Consider the following 25,257-nt stretch of genomic DNA (forward strand, 5'->3'; position numbering starts at 1 on the left):
CCCGCGGCTCAAGGTGGTTCTCCCAGGGGGTGTCCGGCTTCGGTCCGGGCGCCCCCTGTCCGTTTCCCCTCCCCACGCGCGGGTGTCCCCCAGCCCGCCCCGATGTGTTCCAGGTGAGTGCCCATGATTGTCGCCATCTCCCGCTTCCGAGCCTCCCCCGAGGACGCCGAGCGCCTGGTCGCCCGCTTCCAGGAGCGCGGGCGCAGGGTGGACGCGCACGAGGGGTTCCTGGGGCTGGAGGTGCTCCGCTCGTTCGAGCGCTCGCCGGAGCTGCTGCTGGTGACGCGCTGGCGGGACAGGGAGGCGATGCGGAGCTATTTCCAGTCGGAGGACTTCCGGAGGGCGAAGGAGGCCAGCGCCGAGCAGGAGGGGGCCACCTTCGCCATCTACGAGGTGGTGGGCACGTGAGGCGTGTATGGGGTTCCCAAGCAGGCGCAGGTCGTCTATGGGCGGTGTCCCATGGCTGAACGCATCGCCCTATTCGCCACCACGACCCGAGGCACCGAGGACCTGCTCGCCGACGAGCTCAAGGAGCTCGGCGCGCGCCGCATCCGCCAGGACCGTGGCGGTGTGCGCTTCATGGCCTCGCTCGACGAGGCGCTGAAGGTCTGTCTCTGGTCCCGCATCTCCATGCGCGTGCTGTACCCGCTGGGCACCTTCGAGGCCCACGGCGCGCAAGGCCTGTATGACGCCGCCCGCGGCGTCGCCTGGGAGGAGCACCTGACGCCCACCACGACGTTCGCGGTGGACGCGACGCTCAAGGACAGCGAGCACAGCCACTCGGGCTTCGTCGCGCTGAAGGTGAAGGACGCCATCGTCGACCGCATGCGCGACGTGGTGGGCACGCGGCCGGACGTGAATACGAAGAACCCGGACGTGAGCGTGGTGGCGCACCTGTCGCGCGACACGCTGTCGCTCTCGTTGGACCTGTGCGGCGAGCCGCTGCACCGCCGTGGCTACCGCGTGCGGCCCACCGTGGCGCCCCTCAAGGAGACGCTGGCCGCCGCCATCCTGCGCGCCGCGCGCTACACGGGCGACGAGGCGCTGGTGGACCCGATGTGCGGCTCGGGCACGCTGCTGATCGAGGCGGGCATGATGGCCCGTCGGCGCGCGCCCGGACTCAATCGCGACTTCGCGGTGGAGCGCTGGCCGGAGCTGGGAGCGCGGGCGAAGGAGCTGCTCGCGGACATGCGCGCGGATGCCCGGCGCGACGAGCGCAAGGTGGAGGTTCCGCTCTGGGGCTTCGACAAGGACCCGGAGGCCCTCGATGCCGCGCAGCGCAACGTGCGCGCGGCCCGGCTGACCGAGGAAATCACCCTGGCCGAGGGCGACGCGACGAAGCTGCCGCCGCTGCCGGCCTCCAGTGGCCTCATCCTCACCAACCCGCCCTACGGAGACCGCATCGGCACGGGCGGACAGAAGGGCATGAAGAGCTTCTATTACAAGCTGGGGGAGTCCTTGCGCGTGCCCGGCTGGCGCGTCTGGGTGCTCAGCGGCAACCCGGCCTTCGAGAGCGCCTTCCACGCGCGTCCGTCGGCGCGCAGGGACTTGATGAACGGCCCCATCGACTGCACGCTGCTCGGCTACCGGCCCTCGGGGGGCGGCGGCGAGGACTCAGAAGCGCCGCTCCGTGCGTCGCATGAGCCGGTGGATGTTGCTTCGGTGCGTCCAGAGCATGAGGGCGAAGAGGACCGCTGAGAGGCCGGCGTACTCGGGGGCGCGGGCGGTGAGCGCGGAGGTGCCCACCGCCGTCGCCCCCGCCGCGAGCGAGCCCAGCGAGCTGACGCGCCACACCGCGAAGATGGCGATGAAGACGAGCCCCGCGGCCAGGGCGGCCTGGGGCACCAGCACCAGCAGCACGCCCAGCGCGGTGGCCACGCCCTTGCCCCCGTGCAGCTTGAGCCACACCGGGAAGACATGGCCCAGCACGGCCGAGAGGGCCACCAGCACGTGCACCCCGGGCAGCTCCGGCACCAGCCTCAGCGCGAGCACCACCGGCAGCGCGCCCTTCACCGCGTCGAGCACCAGCACCACCGCGCCCAGCTTCTTGCCCGCGACGCGGGTGACGTTGGTGGCGCCGATGTTGCCGCTGCCGCTCTGGCGCACGTCGACGCCGCGAAACCACCGCGTCAGCAGGACACCGAAGGGGATGGAGCCAGCCAGGTAGCCCAGCAGGACGAGCGCGAGAGTCACGACCCCACGCTATAGCAGCAGGTGGGGGAAGCGCGTCTTCACCACCACGTAGGCGTAATTCACCAGGACGATGACGGGCATCACCACCTGGAACGCCTTCCACTCCCGAAGCGAGAGCTGGATTTCAGGGATGGGGACCGCGAACACCAGGTGCACCACCATGGCCACGGCCGCGAGCGCGAACAGCACGGCGGCCACGGTGCCCAGGGGGTTGGCCTCCCACGCGCCCACGAAGTTGAAGTGGGCGACGCGGTCCGCCACGCGGGTGAGGCCGCAGCCGAGGCAGGGCCAGCCCGTCCGCTCGCGAAGCACGCAGCCCCAGAACGGGATGAGCTTCGCCACCGGGATGAAGCGGGCGACGAGCAGCCCCGCCAGGCCGATGAAGCCCAGGTAGTCCACCGTGCCGAGCCGGCGGTTGCGAGGAGGGAGGAAGACCTTCATGTGCTGCGCGCCCCGGGGTGTGCGGGAGTCACACTCTAGTACGGGCGCCGCCTTGCCGGGGCAACGAGTTTTGACTAAGCGGGCAGGTCATGAACTCGCTCCGCACGTCCCTGATGCTGCTGGTCGCTGTTCCCCTGGTGGCCTTCGCTGGCGACAAGACGCCCGCCAAGGGAAAGACGGCCGACAAGGCCGCGGCCGCCGCCGACTGTCACCACCCGGCCGACAAGGCCGCCGCCGCGCCCAAGCCCGAGGCCGCGAAGGATGACAGCTGGAAGCTCACCCGGGGCGAGGCCCTCAAGGGCGCCTCCGAGGTGAAGCTCGCGGACCTGCTCTCCAAGCCCCAGGCCCACGACGGCAAGACGGTGCGGCTCGAGGGCACGGTGCGCAAGGCGTGTGAGAAGAAGGGCTGCTGGATGGAGCTCGCGCAGGAAGGTCAGGCGAAGGGTCCGGGCGTGCGCGTGACGTTCAAGGACTACGGCTTCTTCGTGCCGCTGGACTCGGCGGGCTCACAGGCGCGCGTCGAGGGCGTGGTGAAGGTGGCAGAGCTGAGTGAAGGCCACGCGGCGCACTACGAGGCCGAGGGCGCCATCGTCCCGCGCGGCGCGGACGGCAAGCCGCGCGAGGTGCAGCTGGTGGCGACGGGCGTCGAGCTGCGTCGGTAGGACATGGCGCGCAGCTTCAGCATGAAGGGCGTGCAGGGCGCCGCGGACCGCGCCGTCCAGCACGCGAGGGCGTGGTTGCTGGAGACGGAGCCGGGCTCGCGCGTGCACGACGTGCAGTCGGACCCGCGCTTCCAGCATCGGGGCGTGGACCTGCTGTGGGAGCTGCCCTCGGGTGAGGTGCGCGGCATCGAGGTGAAGGGGGACCGCAACGCCACCCGGAAGAGGTACTTCTTCGAGCTGGTGTCCAACCTGGAGAAGGACACCCCGGGCTGCTTCCTCTACAGCGGCGCGGACCTGCTCGTGTACGTGTTCCTCTCGCAAGGAGAGATGCACGTGTTGCCGCTGCGCGCGGCGCGCGACTGGTTCCTCCCGCGCGCGAAGGAGTATCCACTCAAGCACGCCTTCACCCAGACGGGCGCCATCCGTTACACGACGGTGGGCGCGGTGGTCTCAACGCGAGACGTCGTCGAGGGTGTGCCCAACGTGCTCAAGATTCCCCTGAGGCGCTCGACACCGCTGCGGGCACAGGAGGAATCCACGACGCATGAATCTCAGGGCACGCCGGCCATGCCCACGAATCAGGCGGAGCTCGAAGGCGTGGCAACGGGGAAGAGCGCACCGGAGGACACGAAGCCCGCGCCGAAGAAGCGGGCGCGGCGCCGCAAGACCACGGAGACCTCCGCGAGCAGCGGCACGGGCACGTCGGAGTAACGGACCGCTCGCGAGCCCGACGCTGACATGGTGTCGCGGAACTTGAGCCTGGCGCTGACACGACGTCGCGGTACTCGAGCCCGGTGCTGACGCGACTTCCCTAGCGCTGACACGACGTCGCGGTACTCGAGCCCGGTGCTGATGTGACTTCGCGGCACTCGAGCCCGCACGCCGTGCCGTCAGTGGGTTCGAGACCTGTGCCAACAGCGACCGGGATGGCTGCGGTCAGGCTCCGCGTCGAGTCATCGACGGGGGCCTCGCCAACTCACGGCGGTGACCATGAGGAGCCGGGAAGAGTCCGGCTCGGGCACGACGCCTCTAGTCTCAAGCCCACGACCCGAGACGGTAACCACGCGGCGCAGGTGGAACCGGGCAACCTCGGGCTCGAGTCATCGACGCGGGCACGGCGTCGCGAGCCAAGGCCCGCGCGCCGTGCCGGCAGCCACGCTCACTACCCGTGGCGGTGACGGTTGTGACCGGGGTGGATGCGGTCATGCTCCTCGTTGAGCCGCTCGGAGATGCGCATCAGGTCCAGCAGGTTCACGCGGTCATTCTGCGCCTTGTAGATGTGCTCCAGGCGCGGCATGAGGTCCAGCGCGAGGTGCAGGTCCTTGTTCTCCTCCGCCCACGCCAGCAGCGTCCGGGCGGCCGTGGCGGCCACGCCGTGCGTCTGGAGGTGGATGAGACCATCGACGGCCAGGATGCGGGCAATCGCGGAGCGGCTCGTGTCCTCGGACAGCTTGACCAGGTCCGTCGCCGCCTCGTCCTTCTCGCCCTTCGCCGCGCGCACCATCGCGCGCGAGATGCCCTTGCGGTCCGGAAGGAAGAACTCCTCCATCTCCGCGAAGGACTCCGCGTGATTCACATGGCCCGAGCGCGCGAGCAGCTCCGCGAGGCGGTCGAACAGCTCCGCGTCCTTCTCGGAGAACGGCGCCAGCGCCTCCTGCATGAAGCGCTCCTGGGGCAGGCCCTTGTCATCCACGGGCAGCCGCGCGCGCAGGCTGGTCATCCGCTCGAAGGCCGCGCTCACGGGCGCATCCGTCTTGCCGTTGAGCAGCTCCAGCAGCGACCGCATGAGCGACGCCAGCGTGTCCGTCATCTCGTGCGGCGCCACGCGGTCAGGCAGCCAGCGGCGCCACAGCTCCACGGGAGCGGCGACGACGAAATCCTTGAAGGGCCCGGTGCCCTTCCACTTCGACTTCCACTGCTGGGCGATGCCCAACGGGAAGGTCGACTCCGACAGCTTCCGGAAGTCCTCCTCCGTCACCGGGATGCCGTAGTGGCCGAGCGTCCCGAGCAGGGCCTCCGTCGAGAACTCCTTCAGACCCTTCTGCTGCCAAGCCTTGTCCACGCGCTGCGTGCTCACCTGGTTCTCCGCTGCCCCTGGGCGCCGGCCATCGGCGCATGCGGTCTTCTAGCGGAACCCGGGCCCACAATGCATGGCCCTCGTACGTCCGCCGTCACACGGCCGACGGCGCGGGTGCCACCTTCGGAACGGTGGGCCAGAGGGTGGGATTGCGTCGCCCATCCTCCACCCGACGCGCGAGATAGGGCTCACAGCCCCTCGCCTCGAAGGCCTTCTTCCACGCGGAAAAGCTGCCGCCCGCCCGCCAGGCATCCATCGCCGCCAGCCCGCCCTCGGGACCACACTGGGCCAGCATGTACTCCACCCAGGCCCAGCGCGCGGACGTGGGACGCACCTCCGCGCGCCCCCGCAGCCCCTTGCGCAGCCGCTCCAGCCGGTTCTCCACCTCGCGGATGCCCGCGAAGGGCGCGCCGTCCAACGGCGTGTTCCGCTTGGCCACGAAGGGCGCCACGCCCAGCGCCACGGGAAGGATTCGCGACAGCTCCGCCGTGAAGCGGATCAACTCGTCGATGTCCGTCTCGTCCTCGAACGGGAGACCCACGACGTTGTACACCTTGAGCTGCTTCATGCCGGCGGTCCGGGCATACCCGGCCGCGCGCACAATCTGTTCCTCGGAGTGCTTGCGGTCCACCATGTCCCGCATCCGCTGCGAGGCGCCGTCCGCCGCCACCGTCAGGTTCGTGGCCCCGCCCCGGCGGAGTTGATCCACCAGCTCCTGCGTCAGCCGGTCGGCTCGGAGTGACGACACGCCCACCTCGCGCCCCGAGTCCACCAGGGTGCGCAGGAGTTCGACGATGCGCGGGTGGTCCGTCACCGCCGCGCCCACCAGTCCCACCCGCTTCGCGTTCTCCGGGATGAGCGACAGCACCCGCTCGGGCGGCACCGTCCGCATCCCCCCGTTGGTGGTGCGCCGCATGACGCAGTAGTGGCACCCGCGAGAACAGCCACGCTCCGGCTCGATGAGGAACATCGAGCGCAGCTCCGTGTGCGGCGTGATGATCTGCGAGCGAGCGGGCAACCGTGAGTCCGTCGCCCGGGCCACGTGGTAGCGCGCCCCTCCCCTGCCCGGCACCCGGAAGCCCGGGATGCGAGCCAGATGATCCAACAGCGCCTCGCGATCCATCGAGGCGGCCGCCTCCACCAGGACGTGGATCAGCTCCTCGGATTCGCCCTGGACGAGCACGTCGACGAAGGGCTCCAGCGGATCCGGGTTGGAGAACGTCAGCGGCCCGCCAGCCACCACCAACGGATGGCGGCCCTCCCGGCGCTCCTCCGCCAACACGGGCAGCCCGGCCAACTCCAGCAGCGAGAAGAGCCCCGTCAGCTCCAGCTCGTATGCGACGGAGAACGCCAGCATCTGGAAGCTGGAGACCGCGGCCTGGGACTCCCAGGTGAACAGCGGCGTCCGCGTCTTCTTGAACGCCTCCACGTCATCCGGGAGGAACACGCGCTCCGCGGTGGCGCCGGGGTGCTGGTGGACTTCCCGGTAGATGGCCTGGAAGCCCAGCGAGCTCATCCCCACGTGGTAGGGGCTGGGGTAGCAGAGCGCCACGCGGAAGGGCGCTTCCTTGTAGAGGGTGCCCTCTTCGTCGTCCAACAGCGAGCGGACGTGGTGGATGAGTGAGTAACGGCCCTCCATGTGCCTCCAGTGGGTACTGCCTCCAAACACCGCGGCCCCGACAATCCACTCCATGAGGAGGGCTGCCGGGGCCGCGAGGCGCCACCCAGGCGGGTGGCGCTGTTCAGCGATGGACGACTACTTGAACGACGGGACCGGCTTCGACGGAACGCAGAGGGCCGTCGTCGCGCTCACCTGGAGGCACTCCGTGGCGAAGTCCGGGTTCACGTTGGGGTTGGTCGCGCACGAGGTGGCGTCGGACGGATCGCAGGCGACCGCCGGCCACATCGAACGGATGGCGTAGTTCGAGGTGCAGCCGTTGCGGGTGTACTTCACCTGCCCGCGCAGCTGCGTACCCGGCGTCGACGGCGCCGCGTACACCTGGATGTTGCTGAACTCGTAGCTGATGGTCGTCTGAGGAGCCGTCTGGGTGGCCGCGGCGTTGACCGAGGCAACCGAGAGCGTCTTCGCGGTGCAGAACTCCTCCGCGTCCGGCTGGATGTCGAACCGGCCCAGCGCCGTCTGATCCGTCGTCGGGCCGGGGTCGCGGCTCGCGATGGACGCCACGCCCTGCGGACGCAGGGTGAGCAGCGAGTTGCTCAGGTCATCCGGGTCGCTGAACTTGTAGACGCCCACCAACTCACCGACAGGGGCTCGCAGTTCGCACCCAGCACCGCTGGCATCGACAGGGTCGTCGATGGGGTCATACCGGGTCGCCCAGCTCGCGCTGTCCTGCACGAAGCAGGGAGCCTCGGGCTGGTCGAAATTGCAACCCGTCAGCAGACCCGCCGTGCCAACAAGGACCATTACCGCATTGAAGATGTTCTTGGTCATGTGACTTGAAATCCTGGTTCCGTGAATGGCCAGTGACTAGAACGTGTACCGGACACCAAGGCGCATCTGGCGCGGCGGCTGGTAGCTGGTCGGGTTCTTGAAGTTGGGGTTGACGTCGCCATCGACCGTGCCGAAGTCGGCAGCGCGCTCCTCGCCCTCCTGCCACTGGACGTTGCCAGGCAGGTCGGAGGGCTTGCCGCCCGCGATGGGCTGCACGGAGAGCAGGGTGTACGTCTGGTCGACCGTGCTCACGCCCTGGAAGTTGAACAGGTTGAACACGTCCAGGGTGACGGAGATGACGTTGTCCTTGCTGACGCGGTAGTTGACGCCGATGTTGGAGTCAATGACGTTCAGCCAGGGCGTACGACCACCGGCGCCACGGGGGAGGACGAAGGACTCGTCCGGGCCGTAGAGCGCATGCGCGCCGAAGTAGTTGATCGGCGAGCCGGAGTTGCCGCGGTACGACAGACCCAGGCTGGCGGACAGCTCGTTCGTGAAGTTGAACTCCTTCGCGCCGAACACCTTGATCTGGTGCGTACGGTCGAACGGCAGCGGACCCGTGCGGTTGGCCAGGAGGCTGACGAGGTCGAAGTCCGACAGGATGTTCGGGTCGAGCTGAGCGGTCTCCGGGCGGAACAGACCGGGGTAGTTACCGTTCAGGCGGGACCAGGTGTAGTTCGCCGCGGCGAGCCAACCATCCGAGAACGTGCGGTTCAGGTAGACCGTGACGTTGTCGTAGTTACGCTCCGGCTTCGGGAACTCCTTGGCGAAGCCGCTGCCCGGGTTACCGAGGAAGTACGACGCACCGTCATCGCGGCTCATGTCCTCGATGACCATGTTCATGTTGCGGTGCGTGTAGCTGGCGCCCACGCGGGTGTTGGCGATGAGCTCGTACTCGGCGCCGACCACCAGTTCGTTGGACGACTGGGGCTTGATGTCCGGGTCGATCGGCTCGTTCTCGACCTTACCACCCGTGTAGAGGCGGTTCGGGTTGCGAACGCTCTCGGGCTGAGCGAGCACGTAGGCCGGGTCGCGGCACTCCGTCTGCTGGCTCTGGCGATCCGTGGGATCGCAACCGGCCTGAGTGTCCGACGCCAGCGCGCGGCGGGCCTCGTAGCGGCGCTCACCCGGGAACGCGCGGTCCAGCATGTTCAGCGGAACCTGCTCGTAGTAGCGAGCGAAGTTCACGAAGAACTTGGTGCGGCCGTTGGCGAACGGGTCGACGATGGCGCCGAGGCGGGGCGACCACTGGTTGCCCATGATGAGCGCCAGGTTGCCGTCGCCGCCGTACATCGCCTGCACGTCGTAGCGCACGCCGAGGTTCAGCGTGACGCGGTTGGCGATGGACCAGGAGTCCTGCAGGAAGCCACCGACCGTGGTGCTGGTGGTCTTCGACTGCTGGGTCAGCTGGGTGATGGGGCTGTCGGGCGAGGCCTGGTAGCCGTAGCGACGGTAGTCCTGCACCGCGCCGCCGGTGTAGAGCTGGCCGTTGAGGGTCGCGTTCGCGTACGGAGCGGCCTCACGGAAGTACACGCCACCGCCGTACGCCTTGAGCTGGTCGTAGGACAGGAACTCCGCGTCCGCGCCGGCCTTCAGCACGTGGGTGCCGAGCGCGTTGAGCAGGTACGTGGCCTTCGCGTTGAACTGGTAGCGATCCAGCTTCGAGTCGTTCATGTAGCCGGGGCCGCCGACCGTGTACCCGATGACGGGGCAGCGGTCGATGGTGACGGGATTTCCCTCGTCGTCGACCGTCTCGAACGGGGCGCAGGCGCCCTCCTGCCCGGCGGGCAGGGCCTCGAGATCCGGCAGAGACCGCGAGGAGGTGTACCCGAAGCGGGAGTAGCCCGCGAGGCCCTCGGAGGAGCCCAGCTTGCTGCCGTCGCCCGGCAGGGTGGACGCCGTCTGGTGGAACCAGCCGGCCGTCGCGTCGACCAGGACCTTCTTGTCCATGAACGCGCCGCCGTACTTCAGGGCGACGGACGTGGCGTTCGCGTTCGTCTCCGTGAAGGCGAAGTCGCCCGGACGGGAGAAGATCGCGCCCGGCAGACCACCGGACTGCGGGTTGATGGACAGCTTGCCCATGCCACCCGTGGTCGTCGGCGTGCCGTTGAGGGCGAGCGAGACCGTGTGGTCCTGGTTGATGAGGTAGGTCAGCTTACCCATGTACTGCACGGTGCGGGAGTCAGCGTAGTACTGACGATCCGAGCCCGCGATGGGGTCGACCACCGTGAAGCCGGCGTCATCCGTGACCGTGTTGCCAGAGGCGTCGAGGCGGATGGAGTTCAGCGTGCGGGTGTGCTGGTAGCGCGTGAAGGACGGCGCGAAACCGGCGAAGAACCACAGCTTGTCCTTGAGGATCGGACCACCGAGGGTGGCACCGAAGTCGCCCATGTTCTTCAGCTCGTTGAGGCCGCTGATGACCGAGCCTTCGGACCGGATCGTCTTGCGGGTACCCTCGAACGTGCCGGGCGTCCAGTTGGCGAACACGGAACCGTGGAACTCGTTGGAGCCCGACCGGGTCACCGCGTTGATGACACCGCCCGTGGAGCGACCGAACTCCGGCAGGTAACCGCCGGTGATGATGTTCACGTCCTGCACGAACTCGATGCTCATCGGGCTCGCGTTCACGCCGTAGGCCGGGTCGTTTGTGGACAGACCGTCCACCACGTAGCCGTTCTCAGGCGAGGTCGCGCCGTTGATGGAGACACCGTACTGGTCGTTCTGGGCGCCAGGCGCCAGCTCGGCCAGGGACTCGAACGAGCGAGCCGCGCCGCTCTTGCCGCCCGGACGGGCGACCGCGATGCGCTTGATGAACTCCTGATCCACGTTGACGCCCGTGGTCGTGGAGCCCACGTCGATGGTCGGCGGCGCGCCGACGATCTCCACCACTTCACCGAGGGACTCGGGGAGCAGCTCGACGTTGACGCGGATGGTGCGGTTCAGACGCAGCTGCACGTCCGACCGGGCGTAGGGCTTGAACTGCTCCTTCTCGAACCGCAGGGTGTAAACACCCGGCGGAAGCTGGGGAATACGGTAGTTGCCCTGTGCGTCGGAAACCACGGTCTGCTCACCCTGAAGGTTGGGCGAGGTCGCGGTTACCACCACGTCAGGAACAGGCTGCCGACTCTGAGCGTCGATGATCGTTCCGATCATCGTGCTCGACTGCGCGAAAGCCGCCGATCCATAAAGCAGACCTGCGGCCAGGACAACTCCGGTTTCCCGGAGCACTCGGTTCAAGTGCATACCAGACCCCTCCAAGGTGGGCTGCAACCGAAAATGACTGGGGAAAATATCCGAGGTCGAGCAGTTGTCAATAGACCGTTGCTTTTTGGTAACCAGTGGGGCAATTGCGCGATCACGTCAGTTACCCTTGACCTTGCTCACTTGAACCCGGAACGCGTTTCTGTATGGTGGCGCGCCCTTTCAGCCGGGGGTGGCGTGGTGGGTGTCCACTGGTGAAGAGGAGTCTAGTACATGTTTGATTCAGTCCTTGACCGCGGTCAGGCGCCCAAAGCGCGGTTCGGTGTGGGAACCACCATCTCGGTGATCCTGCATGTGGCGCTGTTCGTGGTGGCCTACGTTCTTTCGACGAGGCCTCCGGTCGAGGAGGAGAAGGAGATTGAGGTGACGCTGAAGGCCACCATGGCCCCGCCACCTCCTCCGCCGCCGCCCCCTCCCCCGGCGGCGACCTCCAAGCCGAAGACGACCCCGAAGAAGCCCAAGAAGCCCGACACCATCGTCCAGCCCAAGGAGATCCCGAAAGAGGTCCCCAAGGAGGTCGAGCCGACGGAGCAGCCGGAAGAGGCCGCCGAGGAGCCCACTGAAGAGGCGGTCGAGGGCGGCGTCGAGGGTGGTGTCGCCGGTGGTGTCGTGGGCGGCGTCGTCGGTGGTGTGATCGGCGGCGTGGTCGGTGGGCAGCTGGGCGGGACGGGGACGGAAGTGCTGCCGTTCGGCGCGGGCATGACCCGTCCGGAGAAGGTCTCGGGCCCGCAGCCCGAGTACACCCGCGAGGCGCTCGAGTCTCGCGTGCAGGGCACGATGATCGTCAAGTGCGTCATCACCGTGGAAGGTCGTGTGGAGCGCTGCCGAATCATCAAGCCCCTGCCCCACATGGAACAGGCCGTCATGGACGCCCTGACATCGTCACGTTACAAGCCCGTCACGTTCCAGGGCCGTCCGGTCCAGGTGGATTACACCTTCACCCTGAATCTGAAGCTGCCGCGCTGATCCGGGCGCGCCGTAGAGAAGCACCGCCGACCACCCCGCGCTCGTGAGGAGGAGCGCTCAACCAAGCCATGCAATTCACTCTCATCGATATCTGGCACCACACGGGCACCTTCGCCCGTATGATCATCTTCACCCTGGCCATCATGTCGGTGGCGTCGCTGGTCGTGATGGCGGAGCGGATGATCGTCTTCCGCAAGACCCGGTCCGACAGCCGCAACTTCGCCGCCAAGATGGGTGCCATCCTGGCGAAGGGCGACCTGACCACCGCGGCCAACACGAACCTGGGCAAGGACGTGGGCCACCTGGGTCGGGTGATCAACTCCGGCCTCACCGCCTACCGCATCAGCCCCAACAATAAGGACGTGGCGGTGGAGTCCGTGGCCCGCGCGCTCGAGCGTCAGGCGCAGCGCGAGGTGCAGAGCATGAAGCGCGGCCTGGGTCTGCTGGCCACGGTCGGCTCGACGGCTCCGTTCGTCGGTCTGCTCGGCACGACGATGGGTATCGTCAACGCCTTCCAGCTGATGGCGGCGGCCGGCTCCGGCGGTCTGGGCACCATCTCGGCCGGTATCGCCGAGGCGCTCATCACCACGGCCTTCGGTCTGCTCGTGGCGATCCCCGCCGTGATGGCCTACAACTTCCTGCAGGGCTGGGTGGATGCTCGCTCGGTGGACATCAGCGAGTCCTCCAACGAGTTCCTCGACGTGGTCGCCCGGCACCTGGGCGGCGGCGCGCACTCCTCGCACGCGGCCTGAGCAGTCACCGGCGAGCCCCGGGGACGACCCGAGGCCCGCCTCCTGGCGTGAACGCGGCTCCTGGACAACCGGAGCCCGCGACACCACTCGGGACGGCGGGCTTCCACCACCAGGAAGCAGGTTACACGCATGGGAATGTCAGCTGGCCCCAAGGGGGGCATCAAGAGCGAGATCAACGTCACGCCGCTGGTGGACGTGGTGCTGGTGCTCCTCATCATCTTCATGGTCGTCACCCCCATGCTCCAGCGCGGCAAGTCCGTGGAGCTGCCCAAGGCCACCGAGATCGAAAAAGAGAAGGGCAAGGACTCGGACCCTCTCTACGTCTCCATCACCCCGGACAAGAAGGTGTTCGTGGAGAATGACCAGGTGGACGAACAGGCTCTCCAGGACCGCATCGCGGAGGAGCTGGTGAAGGACCCGGGCAAGAAGATCCTGCTCAAGGGTGACAACACCGTGAACGTGGGCGACGTGCGCAGGGTGCTGGACGTGGCCCGCAAGGCCAAGGCGAAGCAGATCGCGCTCGGCGTCGAGGAGAAGAAGTAATGGCCGGCCACAAGCAGCGCCAGTGGGTGAAGCCGCAGTCGGCGCCCAACTCGGAGATCAACGTCACGCCGCTGGTGGACGTGGTGCTGGTGCTCCTCATCATCTTCATGGTCGTCACGCCCCTCCTGGAGAAGGACATCCTGGTGCGCGTGCCGGACACCGAGGTCGAGGAGAACCAGCCGCCGCCGGATCCGAATGACCAGCAGCTGGTGGTCCTGCTGGACAAGGACGGCAGCTACTCCATCAACACGGAGAAGGTCCCGGCCTCGGACTACATCAACCGCCTCAAGCGCATGCTGGCGGCGAAGAAGGCGGACGAGAAGGTCGTCTTCTTCATGGCGGACGACGCGACCAACTACGGGCGGCTCATCGCGGCCCTGGACGGCGCGAAGGCGGCCGGCGCGAAGGTGCTCGGCATGGCGACGGAGCTGCCGTCGAACGCCATCATCCAGGGCACGCAGGTGGACACGGGCACTCCGGCGCCCGCCCCCACGCCCTGACAGCTCCCTCTTGGAGCCTACGCTCCGGGTTGGAGTCGCGGTTCACAATCAGAAGCTCGTCGGCTAGAGTCCACTCCTCATGGCCGACGAGCTTCTCGTCTTTGAACAGACCATCGAAGCCCTCTTCCTGCGCGCGCTGCACGGGCGGCTGACGCCTGCCTGCAAGCAGCGCTTGAAGCAGGCGGGGCTCGACGTGGACCAGAAGCTGCGTCCCGCCTACTCCTTCACATCCTGGATGGCGTTCCTGCGCATCGCCGCGGAGGAGCTGTTTCCCCAGGAGGCCGTCGCGCAGGGAACCTGGAAGCTCGGTGAGGCCTATATCGAGGGCTTCCGCGAGACGATGCTCGGCCGCGCGGTGCTGTCGCTGCTGCGGGTGCTGGGGCCTCGCCGGACGCTCATGCGGGCCACGCAGAACTTCCGGGCGGGCAACAACTACACCGAGTCGAAGCTGGTGGAGCTCACCCCCACCCAGTTCGAGCTGTGGATGAACGAGGTGGGCGACTACCCGGACTTCACGGCGGGCATCATCCACGCCGGCCTGCGGGTGGCCGGCGCCCAGGAGGTGCGCGTGGAGCCGTCGGGCTACGACGGCCACACCTGCACCTATCGCATCAGCTGGAAGGAAGCCTCGGTCTCCTCGGGCGTGGCCGGCAGCGGCGACTCCAAGGCGGCCATGAGGTCCGGGTCCATCAGCTCCCTGTAGATGAACTCGGCGATGAGGCCGGTCACCATCCAGATGGGCAGGATGTAGAGCGACGTCATCTGTCCCATGATGGCGCCCGCGTCGCCGTAGTACCAGATGCGGTAGCCGGTGAGCCGCTCCAGGACCAGGCCGCTGAAGCCCTCGAACAGCAGGATGCCCACGCCATAGATGGCGGCCCGGAGGCTGGCGTGCTGGTAGAGCATCCAGCGGAAGACGGGCTCCACGAAGAAGAAGCAGGCGATGGCGTAGATGAAGAACATCCACAGCGAGCACTGCCCGTAGGCGGTGACGGCGGGTGTGTCCCAGATGGCGTTGAGCCCCAGCCGGTCATCGACCCGCCACTGGAACTGGAAGAGCGAGCCTAGGATGGGTACGTCCCGGGACACGCGCACCAGGTTGTAGAAGAAGATCTCCGAGCTGATGCCCACCATGCCGTAGAGGCAGAAGCGGAACATCGCGAAGGCGACCTTCATCCGCTGACCCCGCTTCATGTCTGCCCGGCGGATACGGACCGGACGACGCCGCTGAATCTCCTGCGACCCCATTTGCGTCATTCCCCCTGCGTTCCCCAACTCCCCGTCAAGCTACCCAAGGCGCACCCGCCCTGGCTAGAGGCCCCTTCACTTATCCAGTGAGCGTGAAACCTTGCCGCTCCTGGGTATGGGACAGGCATCCACCCCAGGAGATTGGCTCTGGAGGGGCGTCACCTCGGGGCGCTGGCGGTACGCGGGTTGCTCCAGGCGGAGGCGGGCGACACGGGAGGGGATGGATGCTGGCGAGGGTACGGTCGGGGGCGTTGATGGGCATCGACGCGGTGGTGGTGGAGTGCGAGGTCGACATGGCGCTCGGCCTCCCCTACTTCAACGTGGTGGGGTTGCCGGAAGGCGCGGTGCGGGAGTCGAAGGTGCGCGTGGTCTCCGCGCTGAAGAACACGGGCTTCGAGCTGCCGCAGAAGCGCGTCACCGTGAATCTGGCTCCAGCGGACCTGCGCAAGGACGGCGTGGCCTTCGAGCTGCCCATCGCGCTGGGAGTCCTCGCGGCGGCGAAGCTGCTCGAGGAGGCGCCTCTGGGACGCTACCTCTTCGGGGGAGAGCTGTCGCTCGACGGCACGCTCAAGCCCATCAAGGGTGTGCTGCCGCTCGCGGTGGCCGCGCGGGACAAAGGCTTCGAGGGTGTCATGGTGCCTGCGGCCAATGCCGCCGAGGCCGCGCTCGTCGAGGGCCTGAGCGTGTTGCCCGTGACGAGCCTTCGCGAGGCGGTGGACCACCTCACCGGGACGCGCGTCATCCATCCCTTCTCACGCCAGGGTGTCTCGCATCCGGTGGGCAGAGGACGCGCGGAGCCGGACATGGCGGACGTGCGGGGACAACCCGATCTCAAGCTCGCGTTGGAGCTGGCGGCGGCGGGCGGACACAACGTGCTGATGTGCGGGCCCCCAGGCTCGGGCAAGACGATGCTGGCGCGCAGGCTGCCGGGCATCCTTCCGGCGATGACCTTCGCCGAGTCGCTCGAGGTGACGAAGGTCTACTCGGTATTGGGGCTGCTCAACGAAGGCCACGCCCTGGTGCGCGAGCGTCCGTTCCGCGCGCCCCACCACACGCTCTCGGACGCGGGGCTCGTGGGAGGTGGCCCCCTGGCCCGTCCCGGAGAACTGTCGCTGGCGCACCACGGCGTCCTGTTCCTCGACGAGCTCCCGGAATTCCGCCGCAACGTGCTGGAGGTGCTGCGACAGCCATTGGAGGAGGGAATCATCCACCTGGCGCGCGCCAACCAGAACATCAGCTACCCGTGTCAGGTGATGCTGGTGGCGGCGATGAACCCCTGCCCTTGCGGCTACTTCAACGTGCCGGGACACACCTGCACGTGCCCGGAGCATCGCGTGTTCGACTACCACGCCCGCGTCAGCGGCCCGCTGTTGGACCGCGTCGACATCACCTTGCAGACCCGGCCGGTGGAGTATCACCACCTGGCACGCGCGGAGACGAAGGAGTCCCCCAGTCGTCACCATCGGGAGCGCGTGGAGGCCGCGCGGCAACGTCAGCGAGAGCGGTACCGGGAGGAGCCGAGCGTGCACTGCAACGCGCAGCTCCCGTCACACCTGCTGCGGCGTCATTGCATCCTGAGCCCCGGCGCCGAGCGGATGCTGGAGCTGGCAGTGCGTCGGCATGGCCTGTCCGCACGAGCCCATGACCGGCTCCTCAAGCTCGCGCTGACTCGCGCGGACCTCGAGGACCACGGACGCATCGAGGACGTGGACATGCAGCTCGCCATCGACTGCAGGGCGCTGGACCGACGAGGCTGGCTGCACTCGAACACCCACGGAGGCCCACCGCCCCCTCGCGCAGGAGCAGGCGGGCGGTGGAGACCACCACCCGCCGAGGGACCACTTCCCAATGCCCGAGGCGTCGGCCCTCAGTGGGGCGAAGGCGGGGCCAGCGCTCCCGCGGACGAAACGAGGCGCGAAGCACCATCCGTGTCATCCGTGGGGGACCCGTTCTTCCCGTCCGACGACGAGGCCACGAGCGCGAGCTGATCCAACCTGGGCGCGGGGCCGGTGATGATTCGGGCCGACTTGCCGAAGGTCAGATAGGAGTAGGCCCAGTTGAGCATCACCGCCAGCTTGCTCCGGAAGCCGATGAGGAACAGCAGGTGGATGAACAGCCAGGCGCTCCACGCGGGCAGCCCTGACTGTTTGAAGCGCCGGAAGGCGATGCCCACCGCGTGGCCTCGGCCAATCACCGCATAGGAGCCCCTGTCCCAGTACTTGAAGGGCACCATGGGCTCACCGCGCAGGCGGCGCAGGATGTTGGACGCCGCGTGCTTGCCCTCCTGCATCGCGGCGGGCGCGAGCCCCGGCACGGGCGTGCCGTCCTCCTGATTGAGCGAGGCCAAATCTCCCACGACGAAGACGTCCTCGAGGCCGGGGACGGTCAACTCGGGCGTCACGTGCACCCGCCCCGCGCGATCCAGCGGAACGCCGAGCGAACGCGCCACCGGCGAGGCGGCGACACCCGCGGCCCAGATGACGGTGCGGGCCGCGATGAACTCCGTGCCGATGTAGACGCCCGTCTCGTCGATGTTCGTCACCCGGGCGCCCGTGCGGACCTCCACGCCGAGCTTCTCCAACGTGCGACGCGCCTTGTCCGTCAGGTCGTCCGGGTAGACGGGCAAGACCTTGCCCAAACCCTCGATGAGGATGATGCGCGCGTCCCGCGGGTCGATGTTCTTGAAATCACCCGACAAGGACTTGCGGCTGATTTCCGCCAGTGAGCCCGCCATCTCCACGCCCGTGGGCCCCGCGCCGATGATGACGAAGTTGAGCAGGGCCTTGCGGAGGCTCGGGTCCGGCTCACGCTCGGCCAGCTCGTACGCCAGCAGCACCCGGCGTCGAATCTCCACCGCGTCCTCGATGGACTTGAGCCCCGGGGCGAAACGGGCCCACTGGTCATTGCCAAAGTACGAGTGCGTCGCCCCCGTCGCGATGACGAGGTAGTCGTACTTCAGCTCTCCATCCGACAGCAGCACCCGCTTCCCAGCGGTGTCGACGCCCGTCACGTCCGCCAGCACCACCGCGACGCCCTGCGGTCCGAGCAGCGCCCGCAGCGGCGCGGCGATCTCACTGGGGCTCAGCGTCGCCGTGGCCACCTGGTACAGCAGCGGCTGGAAGAGGTGGTGGTTGTGCCGGTCCACCAGGGTGAGACGGACCGGCGCCTTGGCGAGGTGCTGCGCGGCCCGAAGCCCGGCGAACCCGCCGCCGAGGATGACCACATGGGGCATGTCTTCGCGTTGGGTCTTCACGAGCGAAAGGTCATGCCGCCCCCTCCAAACTTCAACGCAAAGCGGCGTGAATTCACCAGGCAACCGGACAGCCCCTCGCTCAGCCCGGAAATCCCGAGGTGGGTTCGCCCTCCAACCCGCGAGACGCCCGCAGTCCCTCACGGACGCCTCGCTTCATGTGTTCACTGGGAGTACCTCGCGGCATGCCCATTGCTCTCCACCGCGCCGATGCGTCGGGCGTCTCGTTCCGGGGCGACAGGGCGCAGCACGGACTCAAGGACAGGGCGGCGAGGGAGTCGATGAGCAAGCTGACGGAGAAGCTGAAGGCAGTGGCGGCGGCGGTGGCATCCATCGAGAAGCAGTTCGGTCGTGGCTCGGTGATGACGTTGGGCGGGGACACGCAGGAGCACAAGGTCGCGGTGATTCCCTCCGGCTCGGTGGGGCTGGACCGGGCGCTCGGCGTGGGCGGCTATCCCCGAGGCCGCGTGGTGGAGGTGTTCGGCAACGAGTCGTCCGGCAAGACGACGCTCACGCTGCATGCGATTGCGCAGGTCCAAGCCGCCGGCGGAGTGGCGGCGTTCATCGACGCGGAGCATGCGCTCGACATCTCCTACGCGCGCAAGCTGGGAGTGAAGGTGGAGGAGCTGCTGGTGTCCCAGCCGGACACCGGAGAGCAGGCGCTGGAAATCACCGAGCAGCTCGTTCGCTCGGGAGCCGTGGACCTCATCGTCGTGGACTCGGTGGCGGCGCTGGTGCCTCGCGCGGAAATCGAAGGTGAGATGGGCGACGCGCACATGGGCGTGCAGGCGCGGCTGATGAGTCAGGCCCTGCGCAAGCTCACGGGCGCGGTGAGCCGCTCGGGATGCTGCATCGTCTTCATCAACCAGATTCGAATGAAGATTGGCGTGATGTTCGGCAATCCCGAGACCACCACCGGAGGGAACGCGCTGAAGTTCTATTCCTCGGTGCGCATGGAGATTCGCCGCACGGGCAACCTCAAGGAGGGAGACGCCGTGGTGGGCTCGCGGGCCCGGGTGAAGGTGGTGAAGAACAAGCTGGCCCCGCCCTTCCAGGAGGCGGAGTTCGACCTGCTGTACGGCAGCGGCATCCACCGCGCCGGGGAGGTGCTGGACCTGGGCGTGGCCACGGGGCTCATCGACAAGTCCGGGAGTCACTTCAGCCTCCGAGGCGAGCGCATCGGCCAGGGAAGGGAGCGCGCCTCGGAGTGGCTGCGTGAGCACACCGACACGATGGAGGCGCTGGCCCGGGAGCTCGCGGGGACACCGCCGCTCCCCTGCCCCGCGCCCGCCGCGGAGGCCGCCGCCTAGACGGAGCCGGTCAGCGAGTCGAGGGAGAGCGCCAACGGGTGCTGGCGCTCTCCGACGCGCACCACCAGCCCGCCACCCGGGCCCGGCTCCAACAGCTCTCCGAACTGGTACTGGCCATCTCGAGAGAAGCGCGCCTTGGCCCGACCCTGCTTCACCCGACACGTCAGGACGCCCGCGCCATCCACCTGGAGCGAATCGAGTTCCAGGGCCTCGGCGGTGCGGTCACTCAAGCGGATGGACACACGCGCGTCCGGCGTGACGTCCACGGTCCGGACTTCGTACGCGGCGTCCTCGACCTGCACGTAGCACCAGTCCTGCCCGATGCGCAGTTGGTAGCGACCCTCGTCGTCCAGGAGGAGAGAGGTGTTGAAGAGCTCGATGATTTTGGGGTGCTCGATGGGCTCGTCGTCATGCCACCAGCGCAGGGCGGCATCGAGGCGGATGCCGCTGTCCTCGCGAGTGTGCCAGCGCTTGCCGGCGGGGGGCTGTCCGGTGGGAGGTTGCATGGCTCTTCTCTATCTGCGCGCCCATCCCGAGGGTTTCAACCCCACGGGAGGCAGCGCCCTACCAGTTCCGGACAAGCTCCGTGTAGCCACGGAAGGCCACCGCGCCCCAGAAGTTCACCAGCACGCCCAGCACCAACGTGCCCATCACCACGCGCTGGCGAAGCGACCAGCCCCCAATGGCGAAGAGCAACAAGAGGTAGGGCGTGTAGTCGAGGCTGAAGCGGAAGCCGAACTGCATGTAGCCCGTGTTTTGATAGAACAGACCGGGCAGCGCGCACACGGCCACGGTGAGCCACAGGGGCCAGTGCAGGCGTGGCCGCAGCTTCGGCACCAGCAGGAAGACGAGCAGCGGCAGCGTCAAAAGCAGCGTGAGCCCGCGAGGGTCATACCCGAGCTTGAGCGGCGCCAGCGACAACGAGGGCCACTTGAGGAAGGCGGCCTCCAGGTTGCGTCCCAGGTATTCCCAGTGGAAGAGGCCCCACCGGTCGATGTCCACGTTGACGCGGTTGTTGAAGAGATAGGCGTGGCCGAACTCACTCAAGCGGCCGAAGCGATACACGTTGTAGCCAGCGGCGAGCAGCCCCAGGGGCGCGGCCCCCAGGGCGAACAGGCCCACCTTCCTCGCGGCCTGCTTCCAGTGGCGCCCCAACGCCTTGAGCTGCTGCAAGCGGGGCTCGGGGCCCGGACACAGGGCCTCCAGCACGAAGAAGAGCCCCGCGAAGAACAGCGGCGTGCGCGTGAGCGTCGCCATGGAGAAGAACACGCCCGCCAGGACAGGACGACGGGCACGCAGCGCATTGCGCACGTAGAGACAGGTGAGGGCCACGCCCATGACCTCGGCGCTGAACCACACCTCGCCACGGATGGCGCAGTAGAAAAACAACGTCCCGAAGGCGAGCGTCAGCGCGAGCACGACGTTCTCGTCGCGGGTTCTCGCTGTCTCCCCTTCACGGGCAAGCAAGCGCAGCAGCGAGTAGAACAACGCCACCGCCAGCGCTCCGACGATGACGCCGAAGGAGGTGTCGTTGAACTGGTACCCGTGCAGCGCGACGAAGGGCAGCATCGCCACGGCGGGGAACGACGGGAAGCTCACGAACCAGCGGTCGTCGGGCAGCGGCCGGCCCTCGCAGCGGACCTTCTGGCCATTCACCAGCCGCACACAGGCCCAGTCCTCCAGGTTCGGGAGCACCTGGGGATCCACGTCCAGTCGGCCCTCCAGCCACCCCTGCGCCTGATAGACGAAGTGCGGCGCGGCGCTCTGGCGCAGGAAGCGCTGCGAGCTGAAGCTGGCGAGCACGACGAACGCCACCAGGAACAACAGCACCTCCACCCGGTAGGCCGCGAACCACACGCGAAGGACGGCGCCGACCGTGCCTCCACTTCCCACGGGCGCGGCCACTCCTTCGACGACGGAGGGGGCCGCGGGCTCCGCGGGCGCGGTGGCGGCGGGCTCGACCACGGGCGAGGGCTCCGACTCGGGTGCGGGAGGCGCGGGGCGCTTGGACTTGGAGCGACTCATGATTGGGCGGCGGTCAGCAGGTGCTGCCGCAGCATCTCCAGGGTGTGGGAGGCAGCGAAGAGGCGCACGCGCTCCCTGTCTCCAGAAAAGGACATGCGCTCGCACCGCGTGGCGAACCCCGGCCCCGCGAGCGCGCAGTACACAGTGCCCACCGGGTCTTCGGGAGTTCCGCCGCCGGGCCCCGCGTACCCCGTCACCGACAGGCCATATGTGGCGCCGCAGGCGGCACGTACCCCCTCGGCCATGGCCACGGCCGTCGGCGCGGAGACCGCGGTATGACGCTCGAGCACTTCGGTGGGAACGCCCACCCAGGCGGTCTTCATCTTCTCCGAGTAGACCACCGCGCCGCCGATGAAGACGGTGCTCGAACCCGGCACCGCCGTCAGTCGCTGGGCGATGAGGCCTCCCGTGCAGCTCTCCGCCGTGGCCAGCGTGGCTCCGGCTTGCCCCAAGGCCGACAGCAGCGCGGGCGCGTACTCCTCGCCGTCCGCGGCGAAGACATGTCGGCCCAGCACGCGACGACACTCGGCCTCCACCGCGGCCAGGGCCTGGTCGGCCTCCGCTTGCGTGGGCGCCTCCGCCATCAGCTTGAGGTGATTCTCCGGCGCGTGCGTGCGGAAGCCGAACACCACCCTGGGGTGATTGGGCGCCAGGGGCGCCACGGCCAGGTCCAGCTCGGACTCGGGGATGCCCACGGTGCGCAGCAGCCGGAAGGCCCGGTAGACACGGCCCGGCCTCGTGTCCAGCTCCGCGCGGATGCGCGGCAGCACCTCGTTGTCCAAGAGGGCGCGATACTCGCGCGGCACTCCGGGCAGGAAGAACAGGCGGCATCGACCCAGCGTGAGCACGACGAGCGGCGCGGAGCCCGCGGGGTTGCGCACCGGCTCAGAGCCCCGGGGGATTCGCGCCATGCGCATCGCGCTGGGATTGATGGGGACGCCTCGCGACGCGTAACGCTCGCGCAGCCACTCCAGGACCCGGGCGTCCTCCTCCAACGGGACACCCGCGGCGGCCGCGGCACACTCGAGGGTGAAGTCGTCCGCCGTGGGGCCCAGCCCTCCGGAGACCACCACGACATCCGCTCGCGCCGCGGCCTCGAGCAGCGTCTGGGTGATGTCCGGTCGGACGTCCCCTACGAGCACCACCCGCTCCACCTTCACGCCCAGGTCGAAGAGCCGGGCCTCCAGGTAGGTGCTGTTCGTGTCCGTGATGAGGCCGGTGACCAGCTCGTCACCCGTGCACAGCAGTTCGACCCGCATGGGGCGCGCATCCTAGCGACACGCGAGGGCCTCGGCACGGACGGATGCGTCTTCGGGCCCCACCATCCAAGCGGGAAGCCGGGCACCTGTCAGCCCTCCCCCACCCGTTGCCAGACAGCGGCCCTGGCTGGCGGACGGTCCCCGAGCCCCGGGACGCGCCAGGCTGGGCGCGTCGACCGGCGGCCTCGGGTCTTCCAATCAGAGGAAGGCGGGTCCGTCGTTGCGGGGACCCTGGCCGTCCTCGGACTCCTCGTCATCCTCTTCGTCATCGATGACGCCCGCGACGACCGCCGAGCCCGCGGAGAGCTTGCGCGCGGCCAGGTGCGTGCGCACCTGCACCGCGGACTCCACCAACCCGAGCGCGAGGTAGGCGCCACAGCAGGCCACCAGCAACCAGGCGGGATGATACTGCGTCGCGATGGCCACACCGGCGGCCACCATCAGCATGAACACGGCCGCGCTCTTCCGGTTGGGGCGGGTGTCCTTGAAGGTGCGGTAGCGCACCGTCGACACCATCAGCAGCGACAGGCCCACCACCGCCACCGCCACGGGCACGTAGGCCGACTCCTGGAGCGGCTCCCCCTGGGAGGCCACATGGTGGGAGATGATGACCGAGACGAGCATGCCCGCGGCGAGCGGGATGGGCAGGCCCACGAAGAAGCTCCCGCCACCCCCGTGCGGATTGCGCGCCGCCAGCACGTTGAAGCGCGCCAGTCGCAGCGCGCCGCACGCGGCGAACGCGAACGAGATGAACAGCCCCGCGAAACCCAGCGGCGCCAGGGCCCACTTGTAGACCAGCAGCGCGGGAGCCGCCCCGAAGGAGACGACGTCCGCCAGACTGTCCAGCTGGACCCCGAAGTCGCTCTGCGTCTTCGTCAACCGCGCGACGCGGCCGTCGAACCCATCGAAGAACATCGCGAAGAAGATGGCCAACGCGGCCTGATAGAGGTGGACCGGATCCGCCTCACCCGCGCACAGCGTGATGGCATAGAAGCCACAGAAGATGGACGTGACAGTGAAGAGGTTCGGCAGCACGAACATCAGTTTCCGTAACTTCATCGATCCCTCGACTTCCTCTGATGCCCATGAGTTCCTGGCAGCAGGACGGCCGGAGAACGAACCTTAGCAGGGTTTTATTCGAGGAACCGTCAGACCCAGGGGTCGGCAAGGAGAGCAGGCGCGATGGGAGACGGGCGCTGGGTCGTGTGGGTGCTGGTCGCTGGCCTCGTCGTGGTGCTGGGGAATGTCCTTTGGGTGGCGCTGGTCCGGCGGTGGTACCGTCTGCGCACGCCCCTTCCCCAGGCCTTCAAGGCGCGGTGCGCGGACGGGTGGGAGCTGGCGGTGCACGTCCGGCGCGCGCCGGTGAAGCGCTTCGAGGAGCCGGTGCTCCTGTGCCATGGACTGGCGGCCAACCGGTTCACGTTCGACTTCGAGCCCCCCTACTCCGTGGCCCACTACCTGGCCGAAGCGGGCTTCGACTGCTTCAGCGTGGAGTGGCGGGGCACGGGGCACTCACGCCTGCCACCTCGAGGGCGGCGGTACACCGACTTCACCATCGACGACCACATCCTGCAGGACGGGCCCGCACTGCTGGAGCTGGCGCTGAAGGAGACGGGCGCGAAGCGGGCGTTCTGGTTGGGGCACTCCTTGGGCGGGCTCGTGGGTTATGGGCTGGCCCAAGGGCCGGAGGGCGCGAAGCTCGCGGGGCTGCTCACGCTCGGCGCACCCGTGCACTTCAAGTCCGAGCCGTTCCTGCGCACGCTCATCTCCCTCGGCGTGCGCGCCGCGTGGCCCGCCCGCTTCCGGCAGGAGTGGATGAGCGCCAGCCTGGCCCCGTTCCTGGGCTACGTGACGCTGCCCCTGTCCGACCTGGTGGTGAATCCGCTGCACATCCCTCCGCGCATCCAGCGGCAGGTCTACGCGAACATGATGTCGTCGATGAGCCGCAAGGTGCTGCTCCAGTTCCAGGACTGGATTGAGCACGACGCGTTCCGCTCATTCGACCGCACCCGCGACTGGCGCGCGGGCATCGCCGGGCTCCAGTTGCCCATCCTCGTCATGGGCGGAAGCGCGGACCGGCTCGCCACCGCGGAGAACGTGGAGAGCCAGTTCAGCCTCATCACCGCGCCGGACCGCACCCTCCATGTCTTCGGCAAGGACCGCGGCGACGCGATGGACTACGGCCATGGGGACCTGGTGTTCGGCAAGGGCGCCCCCTCGGAGGTCTATCCCCTCATCCGCGAGTGGCTCGAGAAGCATGCCACGCCGCTCACCTCCGCCGCCGAGCCTCCTCCTCCCATCTGAGCCACCGCGTGGCC

The 25,257-nt window shown here is 68.3% G+C and carries 23 protein-coding genes and 1 pseudogene; 12 read left to right on the plus strand and 12 right to left on the minus strand.

Going from position 1 to position 25,257, the window contains the following annotated elements; genetic code table 11:
• The first annotated feature begins 123 nt into the window (after positions 1-123).
• Together LXT21_RS05130 and LXT21_RS05135 are read left to right on the plus strand one after the other, a co-directional pair.
• The gene (locus tag LXT21_RS05130; protein ID WP_254036969.1) at positions 124-408 is read left to right on the plus strand and encodes an antibiotic biosynthesis monooxygenase family protein; all 285 of its coding nucleotides are present in this window, start codon (positions 124-126) and stop codon (positions 406-408) included.
• Positions 409-459: 51 nt separating this feature from the next.
• Positions 460-1,698 (plus strand): THUMP domain-containing class I SAM-dependent RNA methyltransferase, encoded by a 1,239-nt coding sequence (locus LXT21_RS05135; protein ID WP_254036970.1) that lies wholly within the window; start codon positions 460-462, stop codon positions 1,696-1,698.
• Here LXT21_RS05135 and plsY read toward each other — a convergent pair.
• Positions 1,615-2,193, minus strand: coding sequence for a glycerol-3-phosphate 1-O-acyltransferase PlsY (gene plsY / locus LXT21_RS05140; protein WP_254036971.1), 579 nt, complete (start codon positions 2,191-2,193; stop codon positions 1,615-1,617). The two genes, LXT21_RS05135 and plsY, sit on opposite strands and share 84 nt — an antisense overlap.
• 9 nt (positions 2,194-2,202) lie before the next feature.
• Positions 2,203-2,634, minus strand: a complete 432-nt coding sequence (locus LXT21_RS05145) for a DUF2752 domain-containing protein (protein ID WP_254036972.1) — start codon at positions 2,632-2,634, stop codon at positions 2,203-2,205.
• 89 nt (positions 2,635-2,723) lie between these two features.
• On the opposite strand from LXT21_RS05145, the gene LXT21_RS05150 reads away from it, so the two are divergent.
• Complete coding sequence (locus LXT21_RS05150; protein ID WP_254036973.1) at positions 2,724-3,296, plus strand: DUF4920 domain-containing protein; 573 nt, start codon at positions 2,724-2,726, stop codon at positions 3,294-3,296.
• A 3-nt stretch (positions 3,297-3,299) separates the two neighbouring features.
• Entirely contained in the window at positions 3,300-4,007 is a 708-nt protein-coding gene (locus LXT21_RS05155) for a hypothetical protein (RefSeq protein WP_254036974.1), read from the plus strand.
• Between the two features lie 451 nt (positions 4,008-4,458).
• On the opposite strand, the gene LXT21_RS05160 is transcribed toward LXT21_RS05155, so the two are convergent.
• From LXT21_RS05160 to LXT21_RS05175, 4 genes are all read right to left on the minus strand, one after another.
• Entirely contained in the window at positions 4,459-5,373 is a 915-nt protein-coding gene (locus tag LXT21_RS05160; protein ID WP_254036975.1) for a hypothetical protein, read from the minus strand.
• 94 nt (positions 5,374-5,467) lie between these two features.
• Complete coding sequence (locus LXT21_RS05165) at positions 5,468-7,012, minus strand: radical SAM protein (RefSeq protein WP_254036976.1); 1,545 nt, start codon at positions 7,010-7,012, stop codon at positions 5,468-5,470.
• A 117-nt stretch (positions 7,013-7,129) separates the two neighbouring features.
• Positions 7,130-7,825 carry a hypothetical protein gene (locus LXT21_RS05170; protein ID WP_254036977.1) on the minus strand — a complete coding sequence of 232 codons (696 nt, stop codon included), beginning with the start codon at positions 7,823-7,825 and terminating at the stop codon, positions 7,130-7,132.
• Positions 7,826-7,861: 36 nt separating this feature from the next.
• Complete coding sequence (locus LXT21_RS05175) at positions 7,862-11,068, minus strand: TonB-dependent receptor (protein ID WP_254036978.1); 3,207 nt, start codon at positions 11,066-11,068, stop codon at positions 7,862-7,864.
• A 231-nt stretch (positions 11,069-11,299) separates the two neighbouring features.
• On the opposite strand from LXT21_RS05175, the gene LXT21_RS05180 reads away from it, so the two are divergent.
• The 5 genes from LXT21_RS05180 to LXT21_RS05200 all read left to right on the plus strand — a co-directional run bounded on the left by LXT21_RS05180 (position 11,300) and on the right by LXT21_RS05200 (position 14,550).
• Complete coding sequence (locus LXT21_RS05180) at positions 11,300-12,052, plus strand: energy transducer TonB (RefSeq protein ID WP_254036979.1); 753 nt, start codon at positions 11,300-11,302, stop codon at positions 12,050-12,052.
• Positions 12,053-12,120: 68 nt separating this feature from the next.
• Positions 12,121-12,804 carry a MotA/TolQ/ExbB proton channel family protein gene (locus LXT21_RS05185; RefSeq protein ID WP_254036980.1) on the plus strand — a complete coding sequence of 228 codons (684 nt, stop codon included), beginning with the start codon at positions 12,121-12,123 and terminating at the stop codon, positions 12,802-12,804.
• A gap of 129 nt (positions 12,805-12,933) precedes the next feature.
• A complete protein-coding gene (locus LXT21_RS05190; RefSeq protein ID WP_046711535.1) occupies positions 12,934-13,347 on the plus strand; it encodes an ExbD/TolR family protein in 414 nt (137 codons plus the stop codon).
• Positions 13,347-13,847, plus strand: a complete 501-nt coding sequence (locus tag LXT21_RS05195) for an ExbD/TolR family protein (protein ID WP_254036981.1) — start codon at positions 13,347-13,349, stop codon at positions 13,845-13,847. Before LXT21_RS05190 ends, LXT21_RS05195 begins: the two co-directional genes overlap by 1 nt.
• 79 nt (positions 13,848-13,926) lie before the next feature.
• Positions 13,927-14,550 (plus strand): DUF2378 family protein, encoded by a 624-nt coding sequence (locus tag LXT21_RS05200; protein WP_254036982.1) that lies wholly within the window; start codon positions 13,927-13,929, stop codon positions 14,548-14,550.
• Here the strand turns inward: LXT21_RS05200 and LXT21_RS05205 are convergent.
• Positions 14,451-15,023 (minus strand): hypothetical protein, encoded by a 573-nt coding sequence (locus tag LXT21_RS05205; protein ID WP_254036983.1) that lies wholly within the window; start codon positions 15,021-15,023, stop codon positions 14,451-14,453. The two genes, LXT21_RS05200 and LXT21_RS05205, sit on opposite strands and share 100 nt — an antisense overlap.
• Before the next feature lie 296 nt (positions 15,024-15,319).
• On the opposite strand from LXT21_RS05205, the pseudogene LXT21_RS05210 reads away from it, so the two are divergent.
• Positions 15,320-16,921: pseudogene (locus tag LXT21_RS05210) on the plus strand (YifB family Mg chelatase-like AAA ATPase); the annotation flags it as partial.
• Positions 16,922-16,962: 41 nt separating this feature from the next.
• Here LXT21_RS05210 and LXT21_RS05215 read toward each other — a convergent pair.
• Positions 16,963-18,327, minus strand: a complete 1,365-nt coding sequence (locus tag LXT21_RS05215; protein WP_254037749.1) for an NAD(P)/FAD-dependent oxidoreductase — start codon at positions 18,325-18,327, stop codon at positions 16,963-16,965.
• Between the two features lie 299 nt (positions 18,328-18,626).
• On the opposite strand from LXT21_RS05215, the gene recA reads away from it, so the two are divergent.
• Positions 18,627-19,655 (plus strand): recombinase RecA, encoded by a 1,029-nt coding sequence (recA, locus tag LXT21_RS05220; protein ID WP_254037750.1) that lies wholly within the window; start codon positions 18,627-18,629, stop codon positions 19,653-19,655.
• On the opposite strand, the gene LXT21_RS05225 is transcribed toward recA, so the two are convergent.
• The 4 genes from LXT21_RS05225 to pssA form a co-directional block, all read right to left on the minus strand.
• Positions 19,652-20,161, minus strand: coding sequence for a DUF1285 domain-containing protein (locus tag LXT21_RS05225; RefSeq protein ID WP_254036984.1), 510 nt, complete (start codon positions 20,159-20,161; stop codon positions 19,652-19,654). The two genes, recA and LXT21_RS05225, sit on opposite strands and share 4 nt — an antisense overlap.
• 58 nt (positions 20,162-20,219) lie before the next feature.
• Positions 20,220-21,680 carry a hypothetical protein gene (locus LXT21_RS05230; protein ID WP_254036985.1) on the minus strand — a complete coding sequence of 487 codons (1,461 nt, stop codon included), beginning with the start codon at positions 21,678-21,680 and terminating at the stop codon, positions 20,220-20,222.
• Positions 21,677-22,939, minus strand: coding sequence for a CinA family nicotinamide mononucleotide deamidase-related protein (locus LXT21_RS05235; protein ID WP_254036986.1), 1,263 nt, complete (start codon positions 22,937-22,939; stop codon positions 21,677-21,679). Before LXT21_RS05235 ends, LXT21_RS05230 begins: the two co-directional genes overlap by 4 nt.
• 198 nt (positions 22,940-23,137) lie before the next feature.
• Complete coding sequence (pssA, locus tag LXT21_RS05240; RefSeq protein WP_254036987.1) at positions 23,138-23,998, minus strand: CDP-diacylglycerol--serine O-phosphatidyltransferase; 861 nt, start codon at positions 23,996-23,998, stop codon at positions 23,138-23,140.
• 123 nt (positions 23,999-24,121) lie between these two features.
• On the opposite strand from pssA, the gene LXT21_RS05245 reads away from it, so the two are divergent.
• Entirely contained in the window at positions 24,122-25,243 is a 1,122-nt protein-coding gene (locus LXT21_RS05245; RefSeq protein WP_254036988.1) for an alpha/beta fold hydrolase, read from the plus strand.
• Positions 25,244-25,257 lie beyond the last annotated feature (14 nt).

It is taken from the genome of Myxococcus guangdongensis (genome assembly GCF_024198255.1).
Taxonomy (GTDB): Bacteria; Myxococcota; Myxococcia; order Myxococcales; family Myxococcaceae; genus Myxococcus; species Myxococcus guangdongensis.

Coding starts and splice junctions, on each gene's coding strand:
- LXT21_RS05195 (WP_254036981.1), top strand. CDS start 13,347: ATGGCCGGCCACAAGCAGCGCCAGTGGGTGAAGCCGCAGTCGGCGCCC.
- LXT21_RS05135 (WP_254036970.1), top strand. CDS start 460: ATGGCTGAACGCATCGCCCTATTCGCCACCACGACCCGAGGCACCGAG.
- LXT21_RS05145 (WP_254036972.1), bottom strand. CDS start 2,634: ATGAAGGTCTTCCTCCCTCCTCGCAACCGCCGGCTCGGCACGGTGGAC.
- LXT21_RS05215 (WP_254037749.1), bottom strand. CDS start 18,327: ATGCCCCATGTGGTCATCCTCGGCGGCGGGTTCGCCGGGCTTCGGGCC.
- LXT21_RS05185 (WP_254036980.1), top strand. CDS start 12,121: ATGCAATTCACTCTCATCGATATCTGGCACCACACGGGCACCTTCGCC.
- LXT21_RS05175 (WP_254036978.1), bottom strand. CDS start 11,068: ATGCACTTGAACCGAGTGCTCCGGGAAACCGGAGTTGTCCTGGCCGCA.
- LXT21_RS05225 (WP_254036984.1), bottom strand. CDS start 20,161: ATGCAACCTCCCACCGGACAGCCCCCCGCCGGCAAGCGCTGGCACACT.
- LXT21_RS05190 (WP_046711535.1), top strand. CDS start 12,934: ATGGGAATGTCAGCTGGCCCCAAGGGGGGCATCAAGAGCGAGATCAAC.
- pssA (WP_254036987.1), bottom strand. CDS start 23,998: ATGAAGTTACGGAAACTGATGTTCGTGCTGCCGAACCTCTTCACTGTC.
- LXT21_RS05170 (WP_254036977.1), bottom strand. CDS start 7,825: ATGACCAAGAACATCTTCAATGCGGTAATGGTCCTTGTTGGCACGGCG.
- LXT21_RS05235 (WP_254036986.1), bottom strand. CDS start 22,939: ATGCGGGTCGAACTGCTGTGCACGGGTGACGAGCTGGTCACCGGCCTC.
- LXT21_RS05245 (WP_254036988.1), top strand. CDS start 24,122: ATGGGAGACGGGCGCTGGGTCGTGTGGGTGCTGGTCGCTGGCCTCGTC.
- LXT21_RS05155 (WP_254036974.1), top strand. CDS start 3,300: ATGGCGCGCAGCTTCAGCATGAAGGGCGTGCAGGGCGCCGCGGACCGC.
- recA (WP_254037750.1), top strand. CDS start 18,627: ATGAGCAAGCTGACGGAGAAGCTGAAGGCAGTGGCGGCGGCGGTGGCA.
- LXT21_RS05200 (WP_254036982.1), top strand. CDS start 13,927: ATGGCCGACGAGCTTCTCGTCTTTGAACAGACCATCGAAGCCCTCTTC.
- LXT21_RS05165 (WP_254036976.1), bottom strand. CDS start 7,012: ATGGAGGGCCGTTACTCACTCATCCACCACGTCCGCTCGCTGTTGGAC.
- LXT21_RS05205 (WP_254036983.1), bottom strand. CDS start 15,023: ATGAAGGTCGCCTTCGCGATGTTCCGCTTCTGCCTCTACGGCATGGTG.
- LXT21_RS05180 (WP_254036979.1), top strand. CDS start 11,300: ATGTTTGATTCAGTCCTTGACCGCGGTCAGGCGCCCAAAGCGCGGTTC.
- LXT21_RS05130 (WP_254036969.1), top strand. CDS start 124: ATGATTGTCGCCATCTCCCGCTTCCGAGCCTCCCCCGAGGACGCCGAG.
- LXT21_RS05150 (WP_254036973.1), top strand. CDS start 2,724: ATGAACTCGCTCCGCACGTCCCTGATGCTGCTGGTCGCTGTTCCCCTG.
- LXT21_RS05230 (WP_254036985.1), bottom strand. CDS start 21,680: ATGAGTCGCTCCAAGTCCAAGCGCCCCGCGCCTCCCGCACCCGAGTCG.